The sequence below is a fragment of the Desulfurococcus sp. genome, from assembly GCF_049970475.1.
GTDB classification, from domain to species: domain Archaea; phylum Thermoproteota; class Thermoprotei_A; order Sulfolobales; family Desulfurococcaceae; genus Desulfurococcus; species Desulfurococcus amylolyticus.
The window spans coordinates 1-17,693 of sequence record NZ_JBMFMW010000013.1 but is presented as its reverse complement, the minus strand read 5'-3'; the positions used below and the strand labels follow the sequence as shown (position 1 = coordinate 17,693).

22 protein-coding genes and 2 tRNA genes are annotated in these 17,693 nt (G+C 43.2%); 3 read left to right on the top strand and 21 right to left on the bottom strand.

The annotated features are described in order from the left end of the window. The coding region (locus ACP5N5_RS01735; protein ID WP_428131834.1) for an MBL fold metallo-hydrolase at positions 1-1,088 on the top strand (1,088 nt) is incomplete at its 5' end. Positions 1,089-1,092: 4 nt separating this feature from the next. Here the strand turns inward: ACP5N5_RS01735 and ACP5N5_RS01730 are convergent. The 12 genes from ACP5N5_RS01730 to psmA form a co-directional block, all read right to left on the bottom strand. Next, positions 1,093-1,195, bottom strand: a tRNA-Asn gene (locus ACP5N5_RS01730). A 95-nt stretch (positions 1,196-1,290) separates the two neighbouring features. Further along, positions 1,291-3,501: an elongation factor EF-2 gene (locus ACP5N5_RS01725; protein WP_428131830.1), complete on the bottom strand. Its 2,211-nt coding sequence runs from the start codon at positions 3,499-3,501 to the stop codon at positions 1,291-1,293. Between the two features lie 167 nt (positions 3,502-3,668). Continuing rightward, positions 3,669-3,992, bottom strand: a complete 324-nt coding sequence (locus ACP5N5_RS01720) for a hypothetical protein (protein WP_048058929.1) — start codon at positions 3,990-3,992, stop codon at positions 3,669-3,671. After that, complete coding sequence (locus tag ACP5N5_RS01715; RefSeq protein ID WP_428131826.1) at positions 3,973-4,338, bottom strand: prefoldin subunit beta; 366 nt, start codon at positions 4,336-4,338, stop codon at positions 3,973-3,975. The genes ACP5N5_RS01720 and ACP5N5_RS01715 overlap by 20 nt, the downstream gene beginning before the upstream one ends. Next, positions 4,331-4,555 (bottom strand): CTAG/PCC1 family protein, encoded by a 225-nt coding sequence (locus ACP5N5_RS01710; RefSeq protein ID WP_012608987.1) that lies wholly within the window; start codon positions 4,553-4,555, stop codon positions 4,331-4,333. The genes ACP5N5_RS01715 and ACP5N5_RS01710 overlap by 8 nt, the downstream gene beginning before the upstream one ends. Positions 4,556-4,574: 19 nt before the next feature. After that, complete coding sequence (locus ACP5N5_RS01705; protein ID WP_428131819.1) at positions 4,575-5,108, bottom strand: Brix domain-containing protein; 534 nt, start codon at positions 5,106-5,108, stop codon at positions 4,575-4,577. A 5-nt stretch (positions 5,109-5,113) separates the two neighbouring features. Further along, positions 5,114-5,374 carry a 50S ribosomal protein L37ae gene (locus ACP5N5_RS01700; RefSeq protein WP_012608989.1) on the bottom strand — a complete coding sequence of 87 codons (261 nt, stop codon included), beginning with the start codon at positions 5,372-5,374 and terminating at the stop codon, positions 5,114-5,116. 19 nt (positions 5,375-5,393) lie between these two features. Beyond that, positions 5,394-6,254, bottom strand: coding sequence for an exosome complex protein Rrp42 (gene rrp42, locus ACP5N5_RS01695; RefSeq protein WP_428131815.1), 861 nt, complete (start codon positions 6,252-6,254; stop codon positions 5,394-5,396). Between the two features lies 1 nt (position 6,255). Then, a complete protein-coding gene (gene rrp41 / locus ACP5N5_RS01690; RefSeq protein WP_428131811.1) occupies positions 6,256-6,984 on the bottom strand; it encodes an exosome complex exonuclease Rrp41 in 729 nt (242 codons plus the stop codon). Then, the gene (gene rrp4, locus ACP5N5_RS01685) at positions 6,981-7,700 is read right to left on the bottom strand and encodes an exosome complex RNA-binding protein Rrp4 (RefSeq protein WP_012608992.1); all 720 of its coding nucleotides are present in this window, start codon (positions 7,698-7,700) and stop codon (positions 6,981-6,983) included. The genes rrp41 and rrp4 overlap by 4 nt, the downstream gene beginning before the upstream one ends. Positions 7,701-7,707: 7 nt before the next feature. Further along, a complete protein-coding gene (locus ACP5N5_RS01680; RefSeq protein WP_012608993.1) occupies positions 7,708-8,403 on the bottom strand; it encodes a ribosome assembly factor SBDS in 696 nt (231 codons plus the stop codon). Between the two features lie 41 nt (positions 8,404-8,444). Beyond that, positions 8,445-9,185 carry an archaeal proteasome endopeptidase complex subunit alpha gene (psmA, locus tag ACP5N5_RS01675; protein ID WP_042666770.1) on the bottom strand — a complete coding sequence of 247 codons (741 nt, stop codon included), beginning with the start codon at positions 9,183-9,185 and terminating at the stop codon, positions 8,445-8,447. Between the two features lie 545 nt (positions 9,186-9,730). Between psmA and ACP5N5_RS01670 the strand changes: the two genes are divergently transcribed. Then, a tRNA-Leu gene (locus tag ACP5N5_RS01670) sits at positions 9,731-9,815 on the top strand. Between the two features lie 43 nt (positions 9,816-9,858). Here ACP5N5_RS01670 and ACP5N5_RS01665 read toward each other — a convergent pair. The 4 genes from ACP5N5_RS01665 to ACP5N5_RS01650 all read right to left on the bottom strand — a co-directional run bounded on the left by ACP5N5_RS01665 (position 9,859) and on the right by ACP5N5_RS01650 (position 12,131). Then, a complete protein-coding gene (locus ACP5N5_RS01665) occupies positions 9,859-10,326 on the bottom strand; it encodes an Rpp14/Pop5 family protein (RefSeq protein WP_012608995.1) in 468 nt (155 codons plus the stop codon). After that, positions 10,319-10,945 (bottom strand): ribonuclease P, encoded by a 627-nt coding sequence (locus ACP5N5_RS01660; RefSeq protein ID WP_428131799.1) that lies wholly within the window; start codon positions 10,943-10,945, stop codon positions 10,319-10,321. Before ACP5N5_RS01660 ends, ACP5N5_RS01665 begins: the two co-directional genes overlap by 8 nt. A 71-nt stretch (positions 10,946-11,016) precedes the next feature. Next, on the bottom strand, positions 11,017-11,505 hold the full coding sequence (locus ACP5N5_RS01655) for an RNA-binding domain-containing protein (RefSeq protein ID WP_428131796.1): 489 nt from the start codon (positions 11,503-11,505) through the stop codon (positions 11,017-11,019). Beyond that, positions 11,469-12,131, bottom strand: coding sequence for a 50S ribosomal protein L15e (locus ACP5N5_RS01650; protein WP_012608998.1), 663 nt, complete (start codon positions 12,129-12,131; stop codon positions 11,469-11,471). Before ACP5N5_RS01650 ends, ACP5N5_RS01655 begins: the two co-directional genes overlap by 37 nt. A gap of 86 nt (positions 12,132-12,217) precedes the next feature. On the opposite strand from ACP5N5_RS01650, the gene ACP5N5_RS01645 reads away from it, so the two are divergent. Then, on the top strand, positions 12,218-13,450 hold the full coding sequence (locus ACP5N5_RS01645) for a redox-regulated ATPase YchF (protein WP_042666773.1): 1,233 nt from the start codon (positions 12,218-12,220) through the stop codon (positions 13,448-13,450). Between the two features lie 12 nt (positions 13,451-13,462). On the opposite strand, the gene ACP5N5_RS01640 is transcribed toward ACP5N5_RS01645, so the two are convergent. From ACP5N5_RS01640 to ACP5N5_RS01620, 5 genes are all read right to left on the bottom strand, one after another. After that, a complete protein-coding gene (locus ACP5N5_RS01640) occupies positions 13,463-13,831 on the bottom strand; it encodes a DUF2095 family protein (RefSeq protein ID WP_428131783.1) in 369 nt (122 codons plus the stop codon). Further along, positions 13,831-15,114, bottom strand: a complete 1,284-nt coding sequence (gene glmU / locus ACP5N5_RS01635) for a bifunctional sugar-1-phosphate nucleotidylyltransferase/acetyltransferase (RefSeq protein ID WP_428131779.1) — start codon at positions 15,112-15,114, stop codon at positions 13,831-13,833. The genes ACP5N5_RS01640 and glmU overlap by 1 nt, the downstream gene beginning before the upstream one ends. A gap of 193 nt (positions 15,115-15,307) precedes the next feature. Then, the gene (locus tag ACP5N5_RS01630) at positions 15,308-15,949 is read right to left on the bottom strand and encodes a 30S ribosomal protein S3ae (protein WP_042666776.1); all 642 of its coding nucleotides are present in this window, start codon (positions 15,947-15,949) and stop codon (positions 15,308-15,310) included. 79 nt (positions 15,950-16,028) lie between these two features. Then, complete coding sequence (locus ACP5N5_RS01625; protein ID WP_042666777.1) at positions 16,029-16,346, bottom strand: KEOPS complex subunit Pcc1; 318 nt, start codon at positions 16,344-16,346, stop codon at positions 16,029-16,031. Next, entirely contained in the window at positions 16,331-17,467 is a 1,137-nt protein-coding gene (locus tag ACP5N5_RS01620; protein WP_276815004.1) for a phosphoesterase, read from the bottom strand. The genes ACP5N5_RS01625 and ACP5N5_RS01620 overlap by 16 nt, the downstream gene beginning before the upstream one ends. Positions 17,468-17,693 lie beyond the last annotated feature (226 nt).

Below are 17,693 nucleotides of genomic sequence, written 5' to 3'. Positions count from 1 at the left end.
ATGTTGGTGCAGCACCATACCTATACATAACGGGGAGACCAAAGGCGTTCTCAACCATGCCAACTATGGAGGTAGCTAGGTTATTAGTTATAGATTTCTTGAAGCTGAACTCTGCTGTTATAGAATATGATATGAGGGAGTTCGAGAACCTATATGATAACACGGTCTTCCTCGAGTATGGTGAGAAATATGAGGAGGAAGGATTTAAACTGGTCCTGGAGAACGCGGGACACATTATTGGTAGTAGCATGACGTACCTTGAAACAGGTAGTGGGCATAGGTTAATGTATACTGGTGATATTAATAACAGGGATACATGGACTTTACCAGGTGCCGAGACTCTGGAACTAAATGTTGAAACAATACTCATTGAGTCAACATATGGGGGTAGAAATCATCCTCCTAGATACATTGTTGAAAAGAAACTGTTGGAGATAGTTGAGGAGACTATTGATAGGAAAGGGACCGTCCTAATACCGGCTTTCAGTGTTGGGCGGAGTCAGGAGATAGCCACGTTAATAGCTGCGGAAGCACCCTATGTTGACATATACTTGGATGGCATGATCAAAGATATAACCGAGATATATCTCAGATACAAGAAGTACTTGAAGGATTCATCCCTCTTTGCTAAAGTCTTTGAAACAGTCAACTTTGTTACAGGTGCGAAGGAAAGAAAGAAAATCATAAACAAGCCCTGTGTAATAATAGCTTCAGCTGGAATGCTCAAGGGAGGTCCCAGCGTCTACTACCTTAAGAAAATATATCAGAATCCGAGGAACTCAATAGTGATGGTGAGCTATCAAGCACCCAATAGTAATGGCCATAAATTACTAGAAGAGGGAGGGATTCCAGAGCTGGAAATCGATAGGGTTAATGCAAGGGTTGAATGGCTTGATTTCTCCAGTCATGCAGGGCAGGATGGACTACTAGATATAATATCAAGATACAGGACATCACTAAAGAACATTGTTATAATCCATGGAAACGAGGATGAAGCCACCTCTTTAAGAGACGTGATCCTTGAGAAGCTAGGTAGCGATATCAATATCTATATTCCCAAAGTCGGAGACGAAATAGTGATTCAGTGAGCAGCGCCGGGGCGGGGACTCGAACCCCGGACCACCGGGTTTCCGCACCAGGCTTCTCGCTTAAGCGGTTAACAGCCCGGCGCTCTACCGAGCTGAGCTACCCCGGCATCATTATTTCATAAGAATCCTAAGGGGATTATAAATTATTTTATAAAATTTATTGCGAGGTGCCTATGGAAAAATTATGTATAATTGAAAACAACTATGGAGATAGGAAGTCCTCGGGTTTAGGCGGCTCTGGTTTCAGCCCTTTCCTGGTTCTAATCTTCGCGATTAGATCCATTAACATGTTCTCGGGAACCGGTGCCCACCTACTGAATTCCTGTCCCCAGATAGCCTTACCTGCTGTAACATTTCTCAGCATATCAGCTATATCGAATGACTCTGACACAGGTATCTCAGCTATTACCCTAGCTGTGGTCTCCATTTGCTGCACCTCTATGAGTTTACCTCTCTTCTTCGTTATCACTGAGGAGATGTTGCCTATATACTCCATTGGGGACCTTATATCGAGCTTTAATATGGGTTCAAGTATTGTTGGCCTAGCCGTTAGGAAACCAGCGAATATAGCGTTTCTAACTGCTGGGAATATCTGTGCCGGTCCCCTGTGTGCAGGGTCTTCGTGGATCACCGCATCATGTAATACGACCTTCACACCTCTAACAGGCTCCATTGCTAATGGGCCTTCCCTCATTGCCAGTCTAAAGCCTTGTATGATAGTGTCCTTGACTTCCCTCAGGTATTGTACACCTGTTGTCATATCAATGAGTATATTCAGGTTTTCATCAATGGCCATTATTCTTCTAGCCTCGTCGGCATCCCATCCAGCTTGTTCTCTCAGTATCTTAGCTCTCTCACGTGCATCCATGTCCTCCATTATAATGCCTTCGGATAATAACCTGAGCGTCTCCTCATTTAATGGTGTAACACTTATGTAGAACTTATTATGCTTGTTAGGCGACTTCCCTTCGAATACCTGGCTTCTATCCCTAATGGTTTCCCTATACACTATGACAGGCGGAGAGGTAACTACCTCGAGCCCATATAGATCTTTCAAAAGCGTTAAAGCTATCTCTATGTGTAACGTGCCTACACCGCTGAGTAGGTACTCGCCAGTCTCCTCATTTATTTTCACTATAAGGCTTGGATCCTCTAGGTGCAACTTATATAATGCATCAATGAGCTTTGTTGTCTGCTGGGGGTTCTTCGGCTCTATAGCAACTGTGACAACCGACTCGGTTATCATCTTGAGCTTCTCGAAAGGCGTCATAGTGTCCTTGTACTTCATTGATACCACTGTTTCACCAGACCTGGCTTTCTCTAATCCCAGTGCAGCAGCTATGTTGCCAGCTGTTATTTCATCAGCTAGCTCTCTATATGGACCCATGTAGAGGCTTACCTGTAATACTCTCTGTGGTACTCTAGCATTCACCAGCCAGACTTCTTCACCGGGTCTAAGGGTACCCGAATATATTCTACCAGTCGCAACTAATCCAGCGTGAGGGTCAACCCTTATATCATTTATCAGCATCACTAATGGACCGTTTGGATCAGCCTCTATTAAGTGCTTTACGATTTCGTGATTGGGGTCGCCGTGCCATATCTTTGGAATCCTGTATCTCTGAGCCTCTCTCGGGTTTGGAATGTGTTTAACAACCATGTCTAATATTGCTTCATGTAAGGGGGCTGTCTTCTGTAGCTCTGCAACAGCCTCCTTACCTCTAGTATAGACATCGACTATGTCAGAGAACTTTATTCCTTTCTGCTGCACCAAGGGTATTGTAAGTCCCCAGCGGTCTCTTGCTGAGCCAAATGCCACCTGTCCCTTCATTGGATCTAGTAGCCAGGCTTTCTGGAATTCTTTATCAGCATATGTAGCAATAAGCGTGTTCACATCCCTGACTATTTGGACTAGCCTCTGCTGGATTTCAGTTGGTGATAACCTTAACTCCTTTATCAATCTATCTATCTTATTTATGAAAAGCACCGGGCGGACCCGTTCCTCTAATGCTACACGGAGATACATCTCGGTCTGGGTCATAACGCCTTCTACAGCGTCTACAACGACTATAGCGCCATCTATCACCCTTAGGGCACGAATGGTTTTGGACTGGAAGTCGACGTGACCAGGTGTATCTATCAGGTTTATTAGATACGGCTTACCCTTGTACTCGTGGTATAGGCTCGCATTTGCAGCCTTAACCGTCATCTGCCTCTTCTGCTCGACATCAAGGTAGTCTAATGCCAGGGCCTGACCAGCTATCTTCTCGGAAATTAATCCTGCAGCGCTTAACAGTGTGTCGGATAGAGTTGTCTTTCCATGGTCAACGTGGGCTGTAATACCTATGTTCCTGATCTGCTCGATATTCCCCATTATCTTTAATACTTCGCTGGTCTGCTTAAACTTAACCATATTCGATCCCCATTATCTTTCACGAATAAGTATAATCTGATTATAAAACTTTAATTTTAAGCTTGGTACCAGGTTAGAACATCCCTTAGCAATGCTTTGATCGGTTAAGGACTATTAGAAATCATGGCATTTGTATCTAGGCTGAAAAAGCTTGTCCGCCTTAGCGTTTAATGGGTCTCTCTGGATACATATTCATTGAGTAATTCCTCGAAGATGCTTCTGGCATAATTGATTGCATCCTGTAGTATTTGTTCATAGTTGTATACATCGCCGAAGGGGCCTGTTGCTTCCAGGTCTAATACGAGGTTCAAGCCGTCCCCCACTTTTTCAATGCTTATAATGGTGTTGAAATAGGTCTTTTTAGGTAGTTTTGATACTAGGTACTCTGATACTTTCTCATCTACTTTACTGATTATATTTTCCAGCATATCCTCGGTGAGTCCCTGAATATTTATTCTGCCGAGAACCCTGTCATTCGATTGATAATCCATGCTTGCTTAATGCCTCCTTAATACGTCCCTCCAACTCGTTAACCTGCTTGTTGAGGAATTCTAATTGCTTACGGTACTTATCTCTTTTAACCACAAGTAGCTCTTTTCTTTCCTCGAGTTCCTTCACGATATCTGCCCTGCTCTTCTTGACGATGACATGTCCTACGACCTTGTATAGCTCTGTACTATCATCAACATTCTTTAGAGTATCCATTACATTCTCTACATCGCTGAGTTCAGCCTCAACCATTTTTAGCTCAGCATCTATTCTAGCCTGGTGCTCCCTTAAGGTCTGATACTGGATTAGTAATTGTTGGACCTCGGGCGGGAGGGTTTTTTCACTCATTTCCTAAACACCTTACCAAGTCTAATAGCATGAGTACTATATTTGTAAAGCTGTTATTTAAGGCTTTTAAAATACTGGCTTTACTACATGAGAACCTGATTACTAATTTGGAGTGATTCTCAACCACCTCGCCCCTGCATTCTTTTGGGATATCATTGAGGTCGGGTTTAATGGATGCGAGTATAGCCTCGGCTACCTTCTCATATACCCCGAGCACGTATTCTACCTCTACTTTCTCACTTATATAGGATCACCCTTGCAATCCTGAGTGATGGCCCTATTCGATGGTTGGTTGAACTGTAGAATTCGACATCTACGTACTCGCCTTCCTCAAGGGCTATTTTAACATCTGGTTGACGAGAGAAAGCTTTCGACGTTATAGAGAGTAGTATATCTGCAAGGGCAAAGCACTCGTCTGTCACACATTGATCATACTCTACTTTAACACTACGGGGATTATATACTCTAATCGACTCAGGATTCTCTCTTGAGAGCCTTACTCCACTTAATAATAGTGTTGATATCCTTATAGCACTAGGTGGCATTATGGAGGAGTCCACCTTATAGATCTCTATAGTTGATGGATTCCCCCTTCTCTCACCAATTATGGCTATGTAGGACAAGCCATTCTTATAGGCCTCAATAACCAGGTCCTCCAACGTCTTTTTTCCACGGGTAACCCTGATCGAGTAAGGTATGACTGAGGAGAGATCCTTGGCAAAAGATCTTACCCTCTGAGAAGGCCTATGGGATGTGGTTATAAGAATCAAGTAGTCTACTCCCTTATAATGATATCTGAGAATAATTTGGCCGACTCTGTCTTAGGCATATATGCTCCTCCAGCCCATTTAGCCCCACATTTCTTGCAAGCCCACACACCTGTGCTTAACCTGTACACTTTACCCTTATGCCCGCAGAACGGGCAGGTGTGTGGGCTGTACCGCTTTTCTAATATATCACGTATTTTTTTCCTGAGGGTTGAACCATATCTTGTCCCATATCTACCTGCTATCCCAACTACCTTTGTCTTACCCATAAGCATTCACCATGTATACTTACTCTGATACTAAGGGTTTCATGTATTCACTTGGGTTATTTAATATTTTCTTCATTAAGTCCACGAGTTCTCGTCCCTTAGATAGCGCTATTTCAACAGTGTTATCGAGAACGCTTCTAGAGAACCCTTTCATCCCTCTTTTTTGTATACCACAGATCCTGCCTGACTCATCGATAGCGATAGTTATGAATGAATCTATTACAGCCTCCTCCTCGAGTAGGGGATCAACGATTATTACGTCGTTGTAGATACCCATTGTAACAGTGGCCACCAACGTATTTATCGGTAATGGGCCAACATACTTGGTATGGTCTACTTTATACCCGTTCTCGCCTTTAATTAACTCTGGAATCCTTGATGTTGCCAGGGCGAGCATTGAGGCAAGCATGCCGGTATCGATAATGTTGCCCTGGTGATCCACCAGGTAGATATCCGTGTAGACACTCCACACTATTTTTCCCGGCTCTATGGCTAATGCATCCAGCTTAACAGCCTTGGATTCCCTTAGTGATCTATCAATAACCCTTGCAACCTCTATCGCGTTTTCATCTGGTGGACCGGGCTCGAATGATGGTGATGCTAATGGAACAAACTCAGCATGTACTTGTAAAACTCCTTCCCCAGGTCTATCCGGGAAGGGCTCCTCTAGTTCAAGCTTTACGCCTGCTATTACCTGTGTACCTCCTAGCTTAACAAGGGAACTACCGGATGCCTTGGTTATAGGGTTCAATATCACTTCTATAGGCCGGTAATCAGTTAAACCCCTACCGTCTATTCTCTCTCCTTTCTTTATGGATTTAACTATGTTTTCCACCTGTATTCTAGGTAGTAAAGGCTCTTTCTCGGGTGTTATACTCATTCTACCTCACCTCCTCAAACATCTTGTAATACTTACGGTACATTGCCTCCTTCGCGGTTTTATAGATTTGTTCGACTCCTTTGTAAGCTATGTCTAGTGCCTGCTTGAATTCGCCAGAGGTTAAGACGCCGTTTAACTGTAGTAAAACTATCTCGCCAGTATTCGGCATGATGCCTACTGGGAGATCTGCTTCACCATACTCGTCCTCCAGCTCATTTATGTCTAGTACTAGTACTCCATCAACTTTCCCTACTGCAACACCTATGACTAGATCTCTCATAGGTATCCCCGCGTCAGCTAGTGCTAGTGAAGCAGCGGTTAGCCCTGTTGTACGTGTCCCTCCATCGGCTTGGAGGATCTCTACGAATACATCTATACTGGCCCTTGGAAACTGTGATGTAAAAACGACTGATTCAAGTGCTTCACGTATAACCTTGGATAACTCGATTTCCCTTCTGGAGGGGGCAGGTGATTTACGCTCTGTCGTAGAGAAAGGTGCCATATGATATCTTACTCTGAGTATTGCCCTATCTGGTAGACTTATATGCTTCGGCAGCGCTTCCCGTGGACCATATACTGCCGCCAAGGCCTTCGTATTACCATACTCAACCAATGCGCTTCCATTAGCATTTTTCAAGACTCCTAACGCTATTCTAACCGGACGTAGTTCCTCCGGTTTTCTCCCATCTATTCTTAATCCATCCCTGATTAATACAGGTTTTCCACTCATTTGCCTTCACCAAGCTTGGATTCTAGAAATACTCTTACTTCCTCGGTTAGACCACGTATATGTGCTTTTAACTCAATGAGTCTTATTGCCTCTATTAAAACTTTGGTAACATATTCATCCTTACATTTTAGCCATACGTACCCGTTCTGTGCAATCGTTATATCACAGCCGCTTTTACTCGATAGTAGATTATACATACTACCCTTCTTACCCACCAGCCTAGCTACTTTACTCGGCTTAATCTCGACAACTACCCCTTCAAGTATTTTCCCTAATCCTTTACCCTTCGTAGTTAGCATGGGGTCTCTGGTTCTATCGAAGATCGCTATTTTCGCCAGGATTAAATCACCTGTATCCAGGTAGTTCCTCAAGTTATGAGTTATAGGGTTGAATCCCTCGATAACATCTGAACCGGGCAGGATCGCCTTGTATGGTGCACGTATATCTATGCTCCACGAGGTTACGCCTATACTATCTACGATCCCTATAACTGTATCATCTTTCCTTGGGTAGTAAACGCTTTCAAGTGGTATGACATTGATGTCTTTATCCTCAATGTAGACTATGCCGAGTACATCGCTGTATACCTTATTGTCTAGAACATATATGTGTTTATCCGGGTACCTCTTGATCTCATTTGAGATAATGCCTTCCTCAAGTATCGCGAGGCAGTCTCCCGGTCTCACTAACTGTCTATCAGCTACTAGAACCTTCATCGATCTCTCACCCCACGTTCAATATCTTAACTTCCCCGCTACCCTTTGTTAAAGCGTTGACTTTATCTATCAACTCTTGTTGCAATCCAGCCGGAATCTCTAGCTCCACATATAAGCTCCCGTCTTCACGCCACTGGACCTTCTTAGTTGTCCCCATTGCCTGTATTTGTTTAAGCGATCTACTAGCATATTCGCTCGGTATTCTTACAGCGACATAAGCCTTAGCTATTTTTATAGGTATAACCTTGGCTAGCTGTGAAACAATATGTTCCATTTGCTGCTCAGCTGGCTTATATGGGTCTATTGATATCCTTGCTTGCTCCATCGCCAATTCAAGCCTTTTCACTGGGATAGGTAGTTTCGTCTTGGGATCTATAGCGTTTCTAGCGATCAAGTTTAATATCTGTGCCCTCTTTTCCTCAATAAACTTTCTTCTCTGTTCGGCTGTGAGCTGTAGTTCACCGCGTTTTATAATCTCCACTGCTACTACCTTGGGATCATCTGTTCCAAAAACCTCCTTCATCGACTCCGGCGAGGCCTTTAACCCTTTTCTAGCGTCTTTATAGATGAAGTCTCCAGCCACAACTTCATCTATACTTATCTGTTTTCCCTCCTTAATCTTAAGCGCTAACTCAGGGTCGACCAGGATCTCGAATCTATGTCCTTTAGCCTCGTAGCGTGCGATGACTAGTTTATCTTTCATGGCTTAAAAACCTCATATAGGGTTTGGCTCCGTGATATATTCTACATCTTTAGCTTTCCTTCTTTCTCCAATTCCTCAATATACTTCCTTATTTCATTCGGCATAAGTATTCTGAACCGACGTGACTCAACATCTACATAACCTATCTCCATGTAGTCCTCGAAAGGCTTGCCCTCTACTATCCCTGCAAGTGCTTGTATTGCTAGTTTAAGGGATTCGCTAGTATCTAAATCATACTTGTAGTTTTTCTCCAGGAATTCTATTACATTATTGCTTTTCTCACCTATAGCTGTCGCGTAATAACTAAGGTATCTCCCACTAGGTTCAGTCATAAATAACTGTGTGCCTTTTTCATCTACCCCGGCAAAAATCATTGCCACGCCGAAGGGCCTTACACCAGCATGCTGCGTGTATGCCTGCTTGACATCGCATACTAGTTTAGTTATATATTCTACTGGAGCTGGTTCATCATAGTAGAACCTATGAAGTAGTGCCTGGTTTATAGCGTAGCTTATCAATATCCTTCCATCTCCAGCCATTCCAGCATAGCTGGCGCCTATATGATCATCTATCTTGAATATTTTCTGAATCGCCTTCTCATCGATTAGCTGGGTTATCTTCCTCTTTTCAGCTGCAACGATAGAGGCGCTCTTTGTTCTTATACCTATAGTGGTCCAGCCTCTCCTCACGGCTTCGAACGCGTATTCAACCTGATATATCCTCCCATCAGGCGAAAATATTGTGATTGCCCTATCATACGCTGCAGCCATTGAGAAACCCATGTTTTCACACTCCCCGTATCCTACTCATCATTTAAATACATCTAAGTGTTTTTAACTCTTAATGCATCCATGTTAATTCCCATTACAACTGAACCGTTCACCTGGGTCGTGACTTCATGTGTTGTTCTGTATTGTATCTGCTACGGGGTTCACTCCTACTTCAATATAATTTACAGAAACATTTATCCAATAAGCTTTAATCTAATGTTTCTGCCCCTTAGGGCGAGGAGAGGGTCAGCGGTGAAAATGATAAAGCTATAATAGGTTCGATAAAGTATTCCATAGAGTAGATGATGACGCCGCTCCAGAATGAACTTGGCAGATGATTACTTCGCGACGATCTGATTAAACCGTTTACAAGTGAAAACACTGTCTTTTAAGGTAGAGTTCTCATGTGTTTTCTTCTCATCCTTGTGGACAAGGTGCAGGCCTTTGGGGCCAACCCTAAACAATAATAGAAGCGAGATAATCCTCCAGTGACAAATTGTGGATGAAATCTATTCTACGAGGTTTTTAATCCCTCTAACAATAATTAGATACCGGGTGCGGGGGTGCCCGAGCTTGGCCAAAGGGGGCGGACTTAAGATCCGCTGGCGTAGGCCTGCGTGGGTTCAAATCCCACCCCCCGCACCTCTCTATTATCAACATGGTTGATGACTGGTCTCCTCATACTTTAATACTTCTCCAGGATCTTTCTGCATTTCTTCAACGAGCCACAGGTCTTCAATGGTATGGCTATACATTTAGAGTTATTTACTTGCTTGAGGATCCCGAGGACTGCAAGCACGTGATCTTTGTAGAGATGGCTGACTCTAAGTACTCCTACTTGCTTGTCTTCCATGAAGAATATGAATTGAGGTGATGCCTTGTGGAGTAGGACTTTACCAAAGTACTCTGCGTATAGTTTCGTAAAGGAGTCTTCAAGTTGCTCCCTGGTGACCGGTTTATCGCATACAATTGAAAACGCTATGTAGCGCTTCCTAGGCTTAATCATCCCACCCTGGTTTCTGACACGTGTTTCAAGCACACCAATTATTTCAACGAGGCGTGAAACCCTATAGTGGCTCCTAATAGATAATATGAGGGCGACTAACGAGGAAGCCAGTGTAAGTAAAACTAATACTGCCTCAAAGCTATTCATCCCTACCCACCTTGCCCCTGGTTAACTGGAGTTTCTCAGAGATGATTTGATATGGCCTCGTGGTAATCGATGCAAGGGCAACGGGCTCTGGGACATCATACAGCGTTTTAAGGAGGCTTATTATTGCACGGGGGTGGTAGAGCTCCCACCAGTGCTCGGCGCCCGAACCAACTATTAATGATATATTCATCCTTAAAGCCAGGTTTATCCTTCTATAAGCCTGTCCTCTTTTAACATCATCCAGGGCCAGGAGGCTCTTTAAAGATATCTCGAGAGGCTTATTGTGAGTCTTCATAGCCCTGAACTGCTTTACATCGAAGAACTCGATGTTTTCATCATTCATTATAATAACGTTTACCCTGCTATCATGTGTGCTCCACCTAGCGGTCTGAAGCGATAAAGGCGTTACAGCAGTATAGGCTATTCCACCCTGTGTGGAAAGCATGTTCTTCAGCTCTGTGACACTAGCAGCCTTCAATACGAGTCTAGGTATCGCTACAAGAGATCTTGTCTCCAAGGGCTCTCTTAGGTCATTGCAGGCTATGAATTTAAAGTATAGTCTTCCAGCAGCTTCCAAGACATCTCCAGTGCAATTAGCAACATTGACATCTATAAACATTTGGAACCTCCTATGTAATTAAGGTAGTCAAGCTTATTATTAATGATGGCTAGGGAGCGGGATCTTTAAGCCTAGCTGGTACTTGACTGTCCCAGCGATGTTAAGCCATCGATATATCCCGATATCTTCTCAATGCTTTTAACTCCTTTGAAGTGGAGCGTTATTTTTACAACATCGTCGGAGTCGAGTAGTTTCATGTTTCCGAGGAAGGCATCCTGCTTGCTGATACGCAGTATCAAGCGCCCAGTTCTAGGATCGAATCTAAGGGGTAGGGTGATCTTCATTAATGACTTCTCAGTGTCGCTCATAGTGGATAATAAGTATTTAAGTACTTCCTCGCACTCCTCAAGTATCTGTGTCTTTATGACTACTATTCTATTACCATAGTAGCCTTCAACGGCTTCCTCGATTAGTATTAGTTTACCCCGCATTTCAGGGGGAATTAAGTTAAGTATTGATGTACGGACTCTGTTGCAATCCTCTGTGGCGTGGCAAAAAGAAGATATCTCTATGGATTGAAGCACTACTTTTCTTCTTTCAGTTTCTCTGCTATTTGCCATGGATCACGTGCTCCCCTACTGGCTTCGTGACGCTTCTTCAACTCTCTCTCTTTCAGTTTACGTTTCCACTTGTAGTACACTGTGCCTCTGAGTCCACGACTCTTTCTAAGGCCCCTCATCTTCTTCCCAGCACTGGTCAGCCCTCTGAATACTCTACCTCTATTCTGAGGCTCGCATATCCAGTTGACATCTGGGTCATTGCATATTGATGGGTGATGCGGGTCGACAAGTATTACCTCGTACCACTTGTATCTACCATCCTCGGCGACATAGTAGCTGTTAAGCACTTCTAGTCCAGGGAACTTTCTTGCAGCCCTCTCCTCAGCTATTAATCTGAGGCTTTTTGCCGGAGCGTAACCATAGACACCCATTCTCTTAGGCCTTCTTCCACTATCCGGCCTGGGCTTTCTCTGCCCTCCTTTTCTAACCCTTACCCTTACGATGATGAAGCCTACTTTAGCCTTATACCCTAGTGCTCTGGCTTTATCGAGTCTAGTCGGCTTCTCTAATCTAACAACTGAGGGCTCTCTCCTCCACTCGATCAACCTCTGCCTGATTAAGGCCTCTAGTTCCCTGCTTTTCTCCTTCCAGGCTTCAGCTATATAGTGATACATGCTCTTAGACATAGCTAAGCACCGTGACCTAGGTGTATATAATAATGAGTTAACGGGGTTTATAAAAAATAGGCTAAAACTGTGGCGAGGAAGCGTAGATGCCGCCTCCAGAGAAGATAATAGGGATAGTTGGAAAAACAAATGTGGGTAAGTCAACCTTGTTTTCAGCCATGACGCTTCTACCGGTGAAGATAGCCAATCACCCCTTCACAACAATAGAGCCGAATATAGGGGTGGGACACGTTAGAGTGAGATGTGTCCACACCGAGATAGGGTTACCTAGGTGTGATCCACGTGCAGGCTTCTGTATCTCGGGTGAGAGGTTCATCCCGGTTAAGATAATCGATGTAGCCGGTCTCATACCAGGGGCGAGCATGGGTAGAGGGCTTGGAAATAAGTTCATGGATGACCTGAGGCAAGCAGATGTTCTCATACACGTGGTTGACGCATCGGGTTCAACAGACCTGGAGGGCAATCCAGCTGCTCCTGGAACATATGATCCTGTTGAAGAAGCTGAGAATATACTTCACGAGATAAATGAGTGGTTTAAAAACATTGTTACACGGATCTGGGAGTCTAAGATCTCCAGGTTCCTTGCTTCAACTCAGGCATCACTAGACTTGATAACTCAGAATCTCTCAGGGCTGAGTGTTAGAAGACAACATGTTATAGAAGCCATTAAAAAAGCAGGCTTAGAGGACAAGCCCTTTAAAAACTGGAGTCTCACCGATGTAGCGGATTTCGCGGTTGCATTAAGAGAGGTGAGTAAACCCATTCTCATAGCGGCTAATAAGATAGATACACCTGTGGCAGTAGAATACGTAAGGGCCTTGAAAAAGAGGTTTGGCGAGGAAAATGTTGTTCCTGTAAGCGCGCTAGGGGAATACATCCTGAGGAAGGCGAGTCAAGGTGAGTTAATAGAGTATATACCGGGAGACTCGATGTTTAGAATTAAGGATTCATCGAGGCTTACTAGTGATCAATTAAAGGTACTTAAGCTTATAGAGGACAATGTTCTTAAACAATATGGTTCAACAGGGGTTCAGCAATTACTCAATCATGCCGTATTCAGGAAGCTTGGGTTAATAGTGGTATATCCTGTTGAGGATGAGAATAAGTTTACGGATCACCATGGAAATATATTGCCAGATGCTTACCTAGTGCCTAGGAACACTACTGCTAGAGAACTTGCATACATGATTCATACAGAGCTCGGTGAAGGCTTCCTCTACGCTGTTAACGCTAGAAGTAAGAGGAGGATTGGAGAGGATTATGTGCTTGAGAACAATGATATCATTAAGATTGTAGCGGTTAAATCCAGGAGCAGTTAGGATAATTAAACATCAATGCGTGCCAGGGATCTGCTTGAATATTTTTTCCCAGTACCTCTTAGCCTCCTTATAGTAATAATCATTCTGCTTCCTCCCGCCAAAGTACTCTATGCCATTTCTCTCCAATACGGCTTTTAATTGCTCTCCCTCTCTTGCATCGAGCTCTCCATGGTTTACAAGGTAATCCACTACTTCAAAGGCTTCTTCAAGGCTTTTACAGCGTCTAATATAGTCTACTACTGTAGGTGTGTATCCGCTCCACGGATCGGAGAAGCCCATGTTCACGCTTAATTTTAGAGATATATCTTTCTCCTCGAGTACCTCTCTAGCTAGATGCGGGTATTTTTTCTTGAAGTCATTTATTCTATATGTGTCCGCCATTATTTCTCACTGATTCTATCTTTATTCAACCCGGTTTTTATCTCTACTCTTCCATCACTGTAATAAATAGAGTTCGAGGCCACATCCCTATATACAACTGAGCCAGGCATAATCCATGTATCACTCCCTATTTTCACCCCGGGCATCAGCGATACATTAACACCTGTTTTCACATTAGCCCCTATCACAGCACCCATTTTCTTTCTGCCGGTGTCCTCCACATGGTCTTTTATAAGCATTTTAACCGTTGCCTCGTCAAACCTTAAATTAGCTGTTATCGTTCCAGCGCCGAGGTTGACGTTTTCACATACTATACTGTCACCGATGTACGTGAGATGACTGGCGTGCACATTTTCTAGTATTATGCTCTCCTTGACTTCAACGCTGAAGCCTATTTTGGAACCCCTACATATAACACTCCAAGGCCTGATTCTAGCGTTCGGCCCTATTTCGACCTCTCGATCTATATATGCTGGTCCCTCTATCATTGTAAATGGGTTCACTAAGGAGTTTTCTCCAATATAGACCTCACCGATTATATGGGAGGGTTCTATGACTCTTCCCTTTATCTCTTTTTTAACCATTGTTAAAGCCATCTTGTTTGCCTCTATTACATGCCATGGCTTACCTATATCGATCCATAACGCCCTCGGTAACTTGTAGATTCTAATCTTCACCCCTCTCCTACTCATATTATTTAATACATCAGTGAACTCTAATTCTCCACGTGGGCTCGGCTTTATATCGCTATTATCTAGGATGTCACGGGTTCTCAACTTATATATGCCCGCGTTGACTAGTCTCGAGGGAGGGTTTATGGGTTTCTCCACGACTCCTTTGAAATAGTTACCTTCATTAATAAGTACTCCGTAGTCGCTTGGGTTATCTACTTCGCTACCTACAATAATGTTTCCGCTTTCCCCCGCAATCTCTGGGATAATGTTTACCGGTGTGAAGATGTCAGAGTAAATGATTAGGACGTCATCATCACTACCCATTCCTTCAATACCCTTAACAACAGCATCCCCTGTTCCCCTTGGTTCACCCTGCTCTACGAATCTCACCTTAAAGGGTAGTCTCCTGCTCATCACATGTGCTCTAATAATATCCCCCATATATCCTGTTACAATAACCACTTCATCTATGAACGAGACGGCTGCAAGCCTATCAAGGTGCCAGTCCAACAATGGCTTACATAGGATTGGTATCAATGGTTTAGGGCGGGTCTCGGTTATTGGTTTAAGCCTGATCCCGTTTCCAGCGGCTAATATAACCGCCTTCAAAACAAGCCTCCTCCAGCTCTAACATAAACATAAATTGAGAAATTATTAATAACCTTCATCCCACTTGAATACTGATACTTCACACTAGAGTGGTGTTACCTGTAGAAAACTCACCCTAGTAAAACAATGGCTGGCCCTATAGACTCAGTAACTAAGAGTAGAAAGGAAGTAGATCGAACGTGTTAAAAGCGTTTTACTCCTCTCTTGCTTGAAGCGGTGAAATAACTACTGCCGGCTTAGGTCCTTCGGGTGATGGTATCAGGAGCAGCTTTGTCTTGTATACTTCTACCCTTCTAATTGGATATATCTTTCTAGCGAGCTCAGCTATCTCATTTGAGATCTTATAGCTCATTATCTCCTGTACTAGTTCATCAAGTGTTAACTCGCTGGCTTTCTTAAAGATATATTCCCTCATCACTCTCCTTATTGCTTTCTTTTGACTAGTATTACATCTGTAGCTTGTTAATGCAACTATTGTTACACGGAGTACGTATCCGTCTTTCGTGGTGATGTCGAATATGCCTTGAATCTTACTACTCTTCCTCCTTACGAGGCTCCTCATGTAGTCTCGGGCCAATTCATGCCCCTTGAACCTTGTTAAAGCCTTGTTTCCATCGATACTGATTATTTGGAAGTATAGTTTTACATGTACCTGCGTTATATCTCCGGTTATATCGTACAATGTTGTCTCAATTACCCTGCCAATCAACTTCTCTGGGTCATCAGCTGGTGTTGAACCTAGAGTTATACCTCCGAACGAGGTTGGTGCAACTACTTCATACCACTTCTTCATCTTCCACTTATCTTTCACAACAGCTCTGTGCTTGGAAGACATCCCTAACAACCCTGGTAACCGTTTTCACTAAGGCGTCCTAGATTAGTAAAGGGATATTTAAATATATTCATTATACATACTAATTAACACTATTCATCGAGGTATTACTTTTCATGAAGCCGGATCCCATGGATGAATAGACCTCTATAGAGTCGATTACTTCAAGTAGTCCCAGTAATTCATCTATTGTGGAGCGTAGCGACCTCACCGCATCTAACAGGTTGTTTGAAACACATATTTCTATCACATAAGTGTCTTCTTCAAGCACCTCATTGATCTTCATTCTTGGTGCAGGCTTCGTGTTATCTGGGTGAAGCGATGCGTGGACAGCGTTAATGTATTGCTTACTACCTTTAACAACTATTTTCCCACAGGGATACGCTACTTGACTACACATAATTGGACCTCATCGCATAGTGTGTATGCTTCCTCGGGTTTAATGCCTACTCTTAAGAGCTCCCTTAACTCAGTTATCTTCTGGCCATTATAAAGTATTGCAACGGGTTTCTTAGCGGGTAAAGCATTTAGGGAATTCAATATATCTATTACTATACCGGGTCTCTTGAAATACTCCTCTACATCAATATATGTGTTCTTCTTTGCCAGCCACTCTGGTATAATAATGCCAAGCATGCTTGCAGCCTCATCTATGCTTGACTCATAAATAGATAGGATAACAGGTATTACACTCATGTCTAAGCTTATCTCCAGCATATATATGGGTGAATCCCTGTAAAGGCTATTGAATACAAGTAGGCTACCCATTGCCTCACTGAGCTGGATTTCCAGCCCATTAAATACTTCTGATGGAATAATGAAGTCGCCGAGTAGTTTATTTGTAAAATCCTCAATGGTCATGCCAAGTGTTTTCGCGATATTATTGAGGAACTCTAATAGCTGGCTGAGCATTTCCTCATCTAGTTTATCAAGGTTCCTTATCTGCTCAGGGTTTTTCTTGAATATCCTTGAAGCAAGCTCCTGTATTTTCTCCGAGTTACCAGTGAAACCCGGTAGGAACGGTATTAAAGTCCTTTTAATGCTTTCAACTATCCCGAGTCTCTTAATACCCCAAGCCCTCGGAATGGTTGCTTCCTCAAGCCTCCTATCATTAATGAGTTCCCTGAGGATTTTGTCCTCCAGGCCTTTAAACTTCCCCTCTTTAAACACGTAGAGATCCCTGTAAAAGGCTGCAATTATTGAGAGGACCTTATCCCACCACTCAATCATATATAAATCGTCTAAGAAACTGGCTATGAAGCCGGCTACCGAGTAGTCTTGTCTATAGCTTATCGATACATGCTGGCTCTGATTCAGCGGTGGTAGATTAATCAGTATAGCTGGTGTATCCCTCTCATCTATGAGGACTTTAGCATCCAGAGTTACCTTGGCTGAAATACCTTGTTCCCTAAGTGTTTTCAACAGTATGCTTGATGCGATAAGTGAGTCTAGTGAAGTATCCGGTATTATTCTCACACTCTTATATTTGCTTATAATTGAAACCAAATCGGCTTTCCCCAAAATATTCACCGGGTTTTACACACCTGTCATCATAGATAATACAGCTGGCTAATATTTCATCGTCTCTCAACCCATTAAAACCTGTTTTCCACCGGTCTTAAAAGGGGATCATTCGATTCCTTCAACAATCTACATGCTTCATCATGGAGCAACTCTATACATCATATCGGACTGTTACAACCGAAAGCCTTGCTATTTATGGCGGGGATGATGGTTTTAAGCTTTT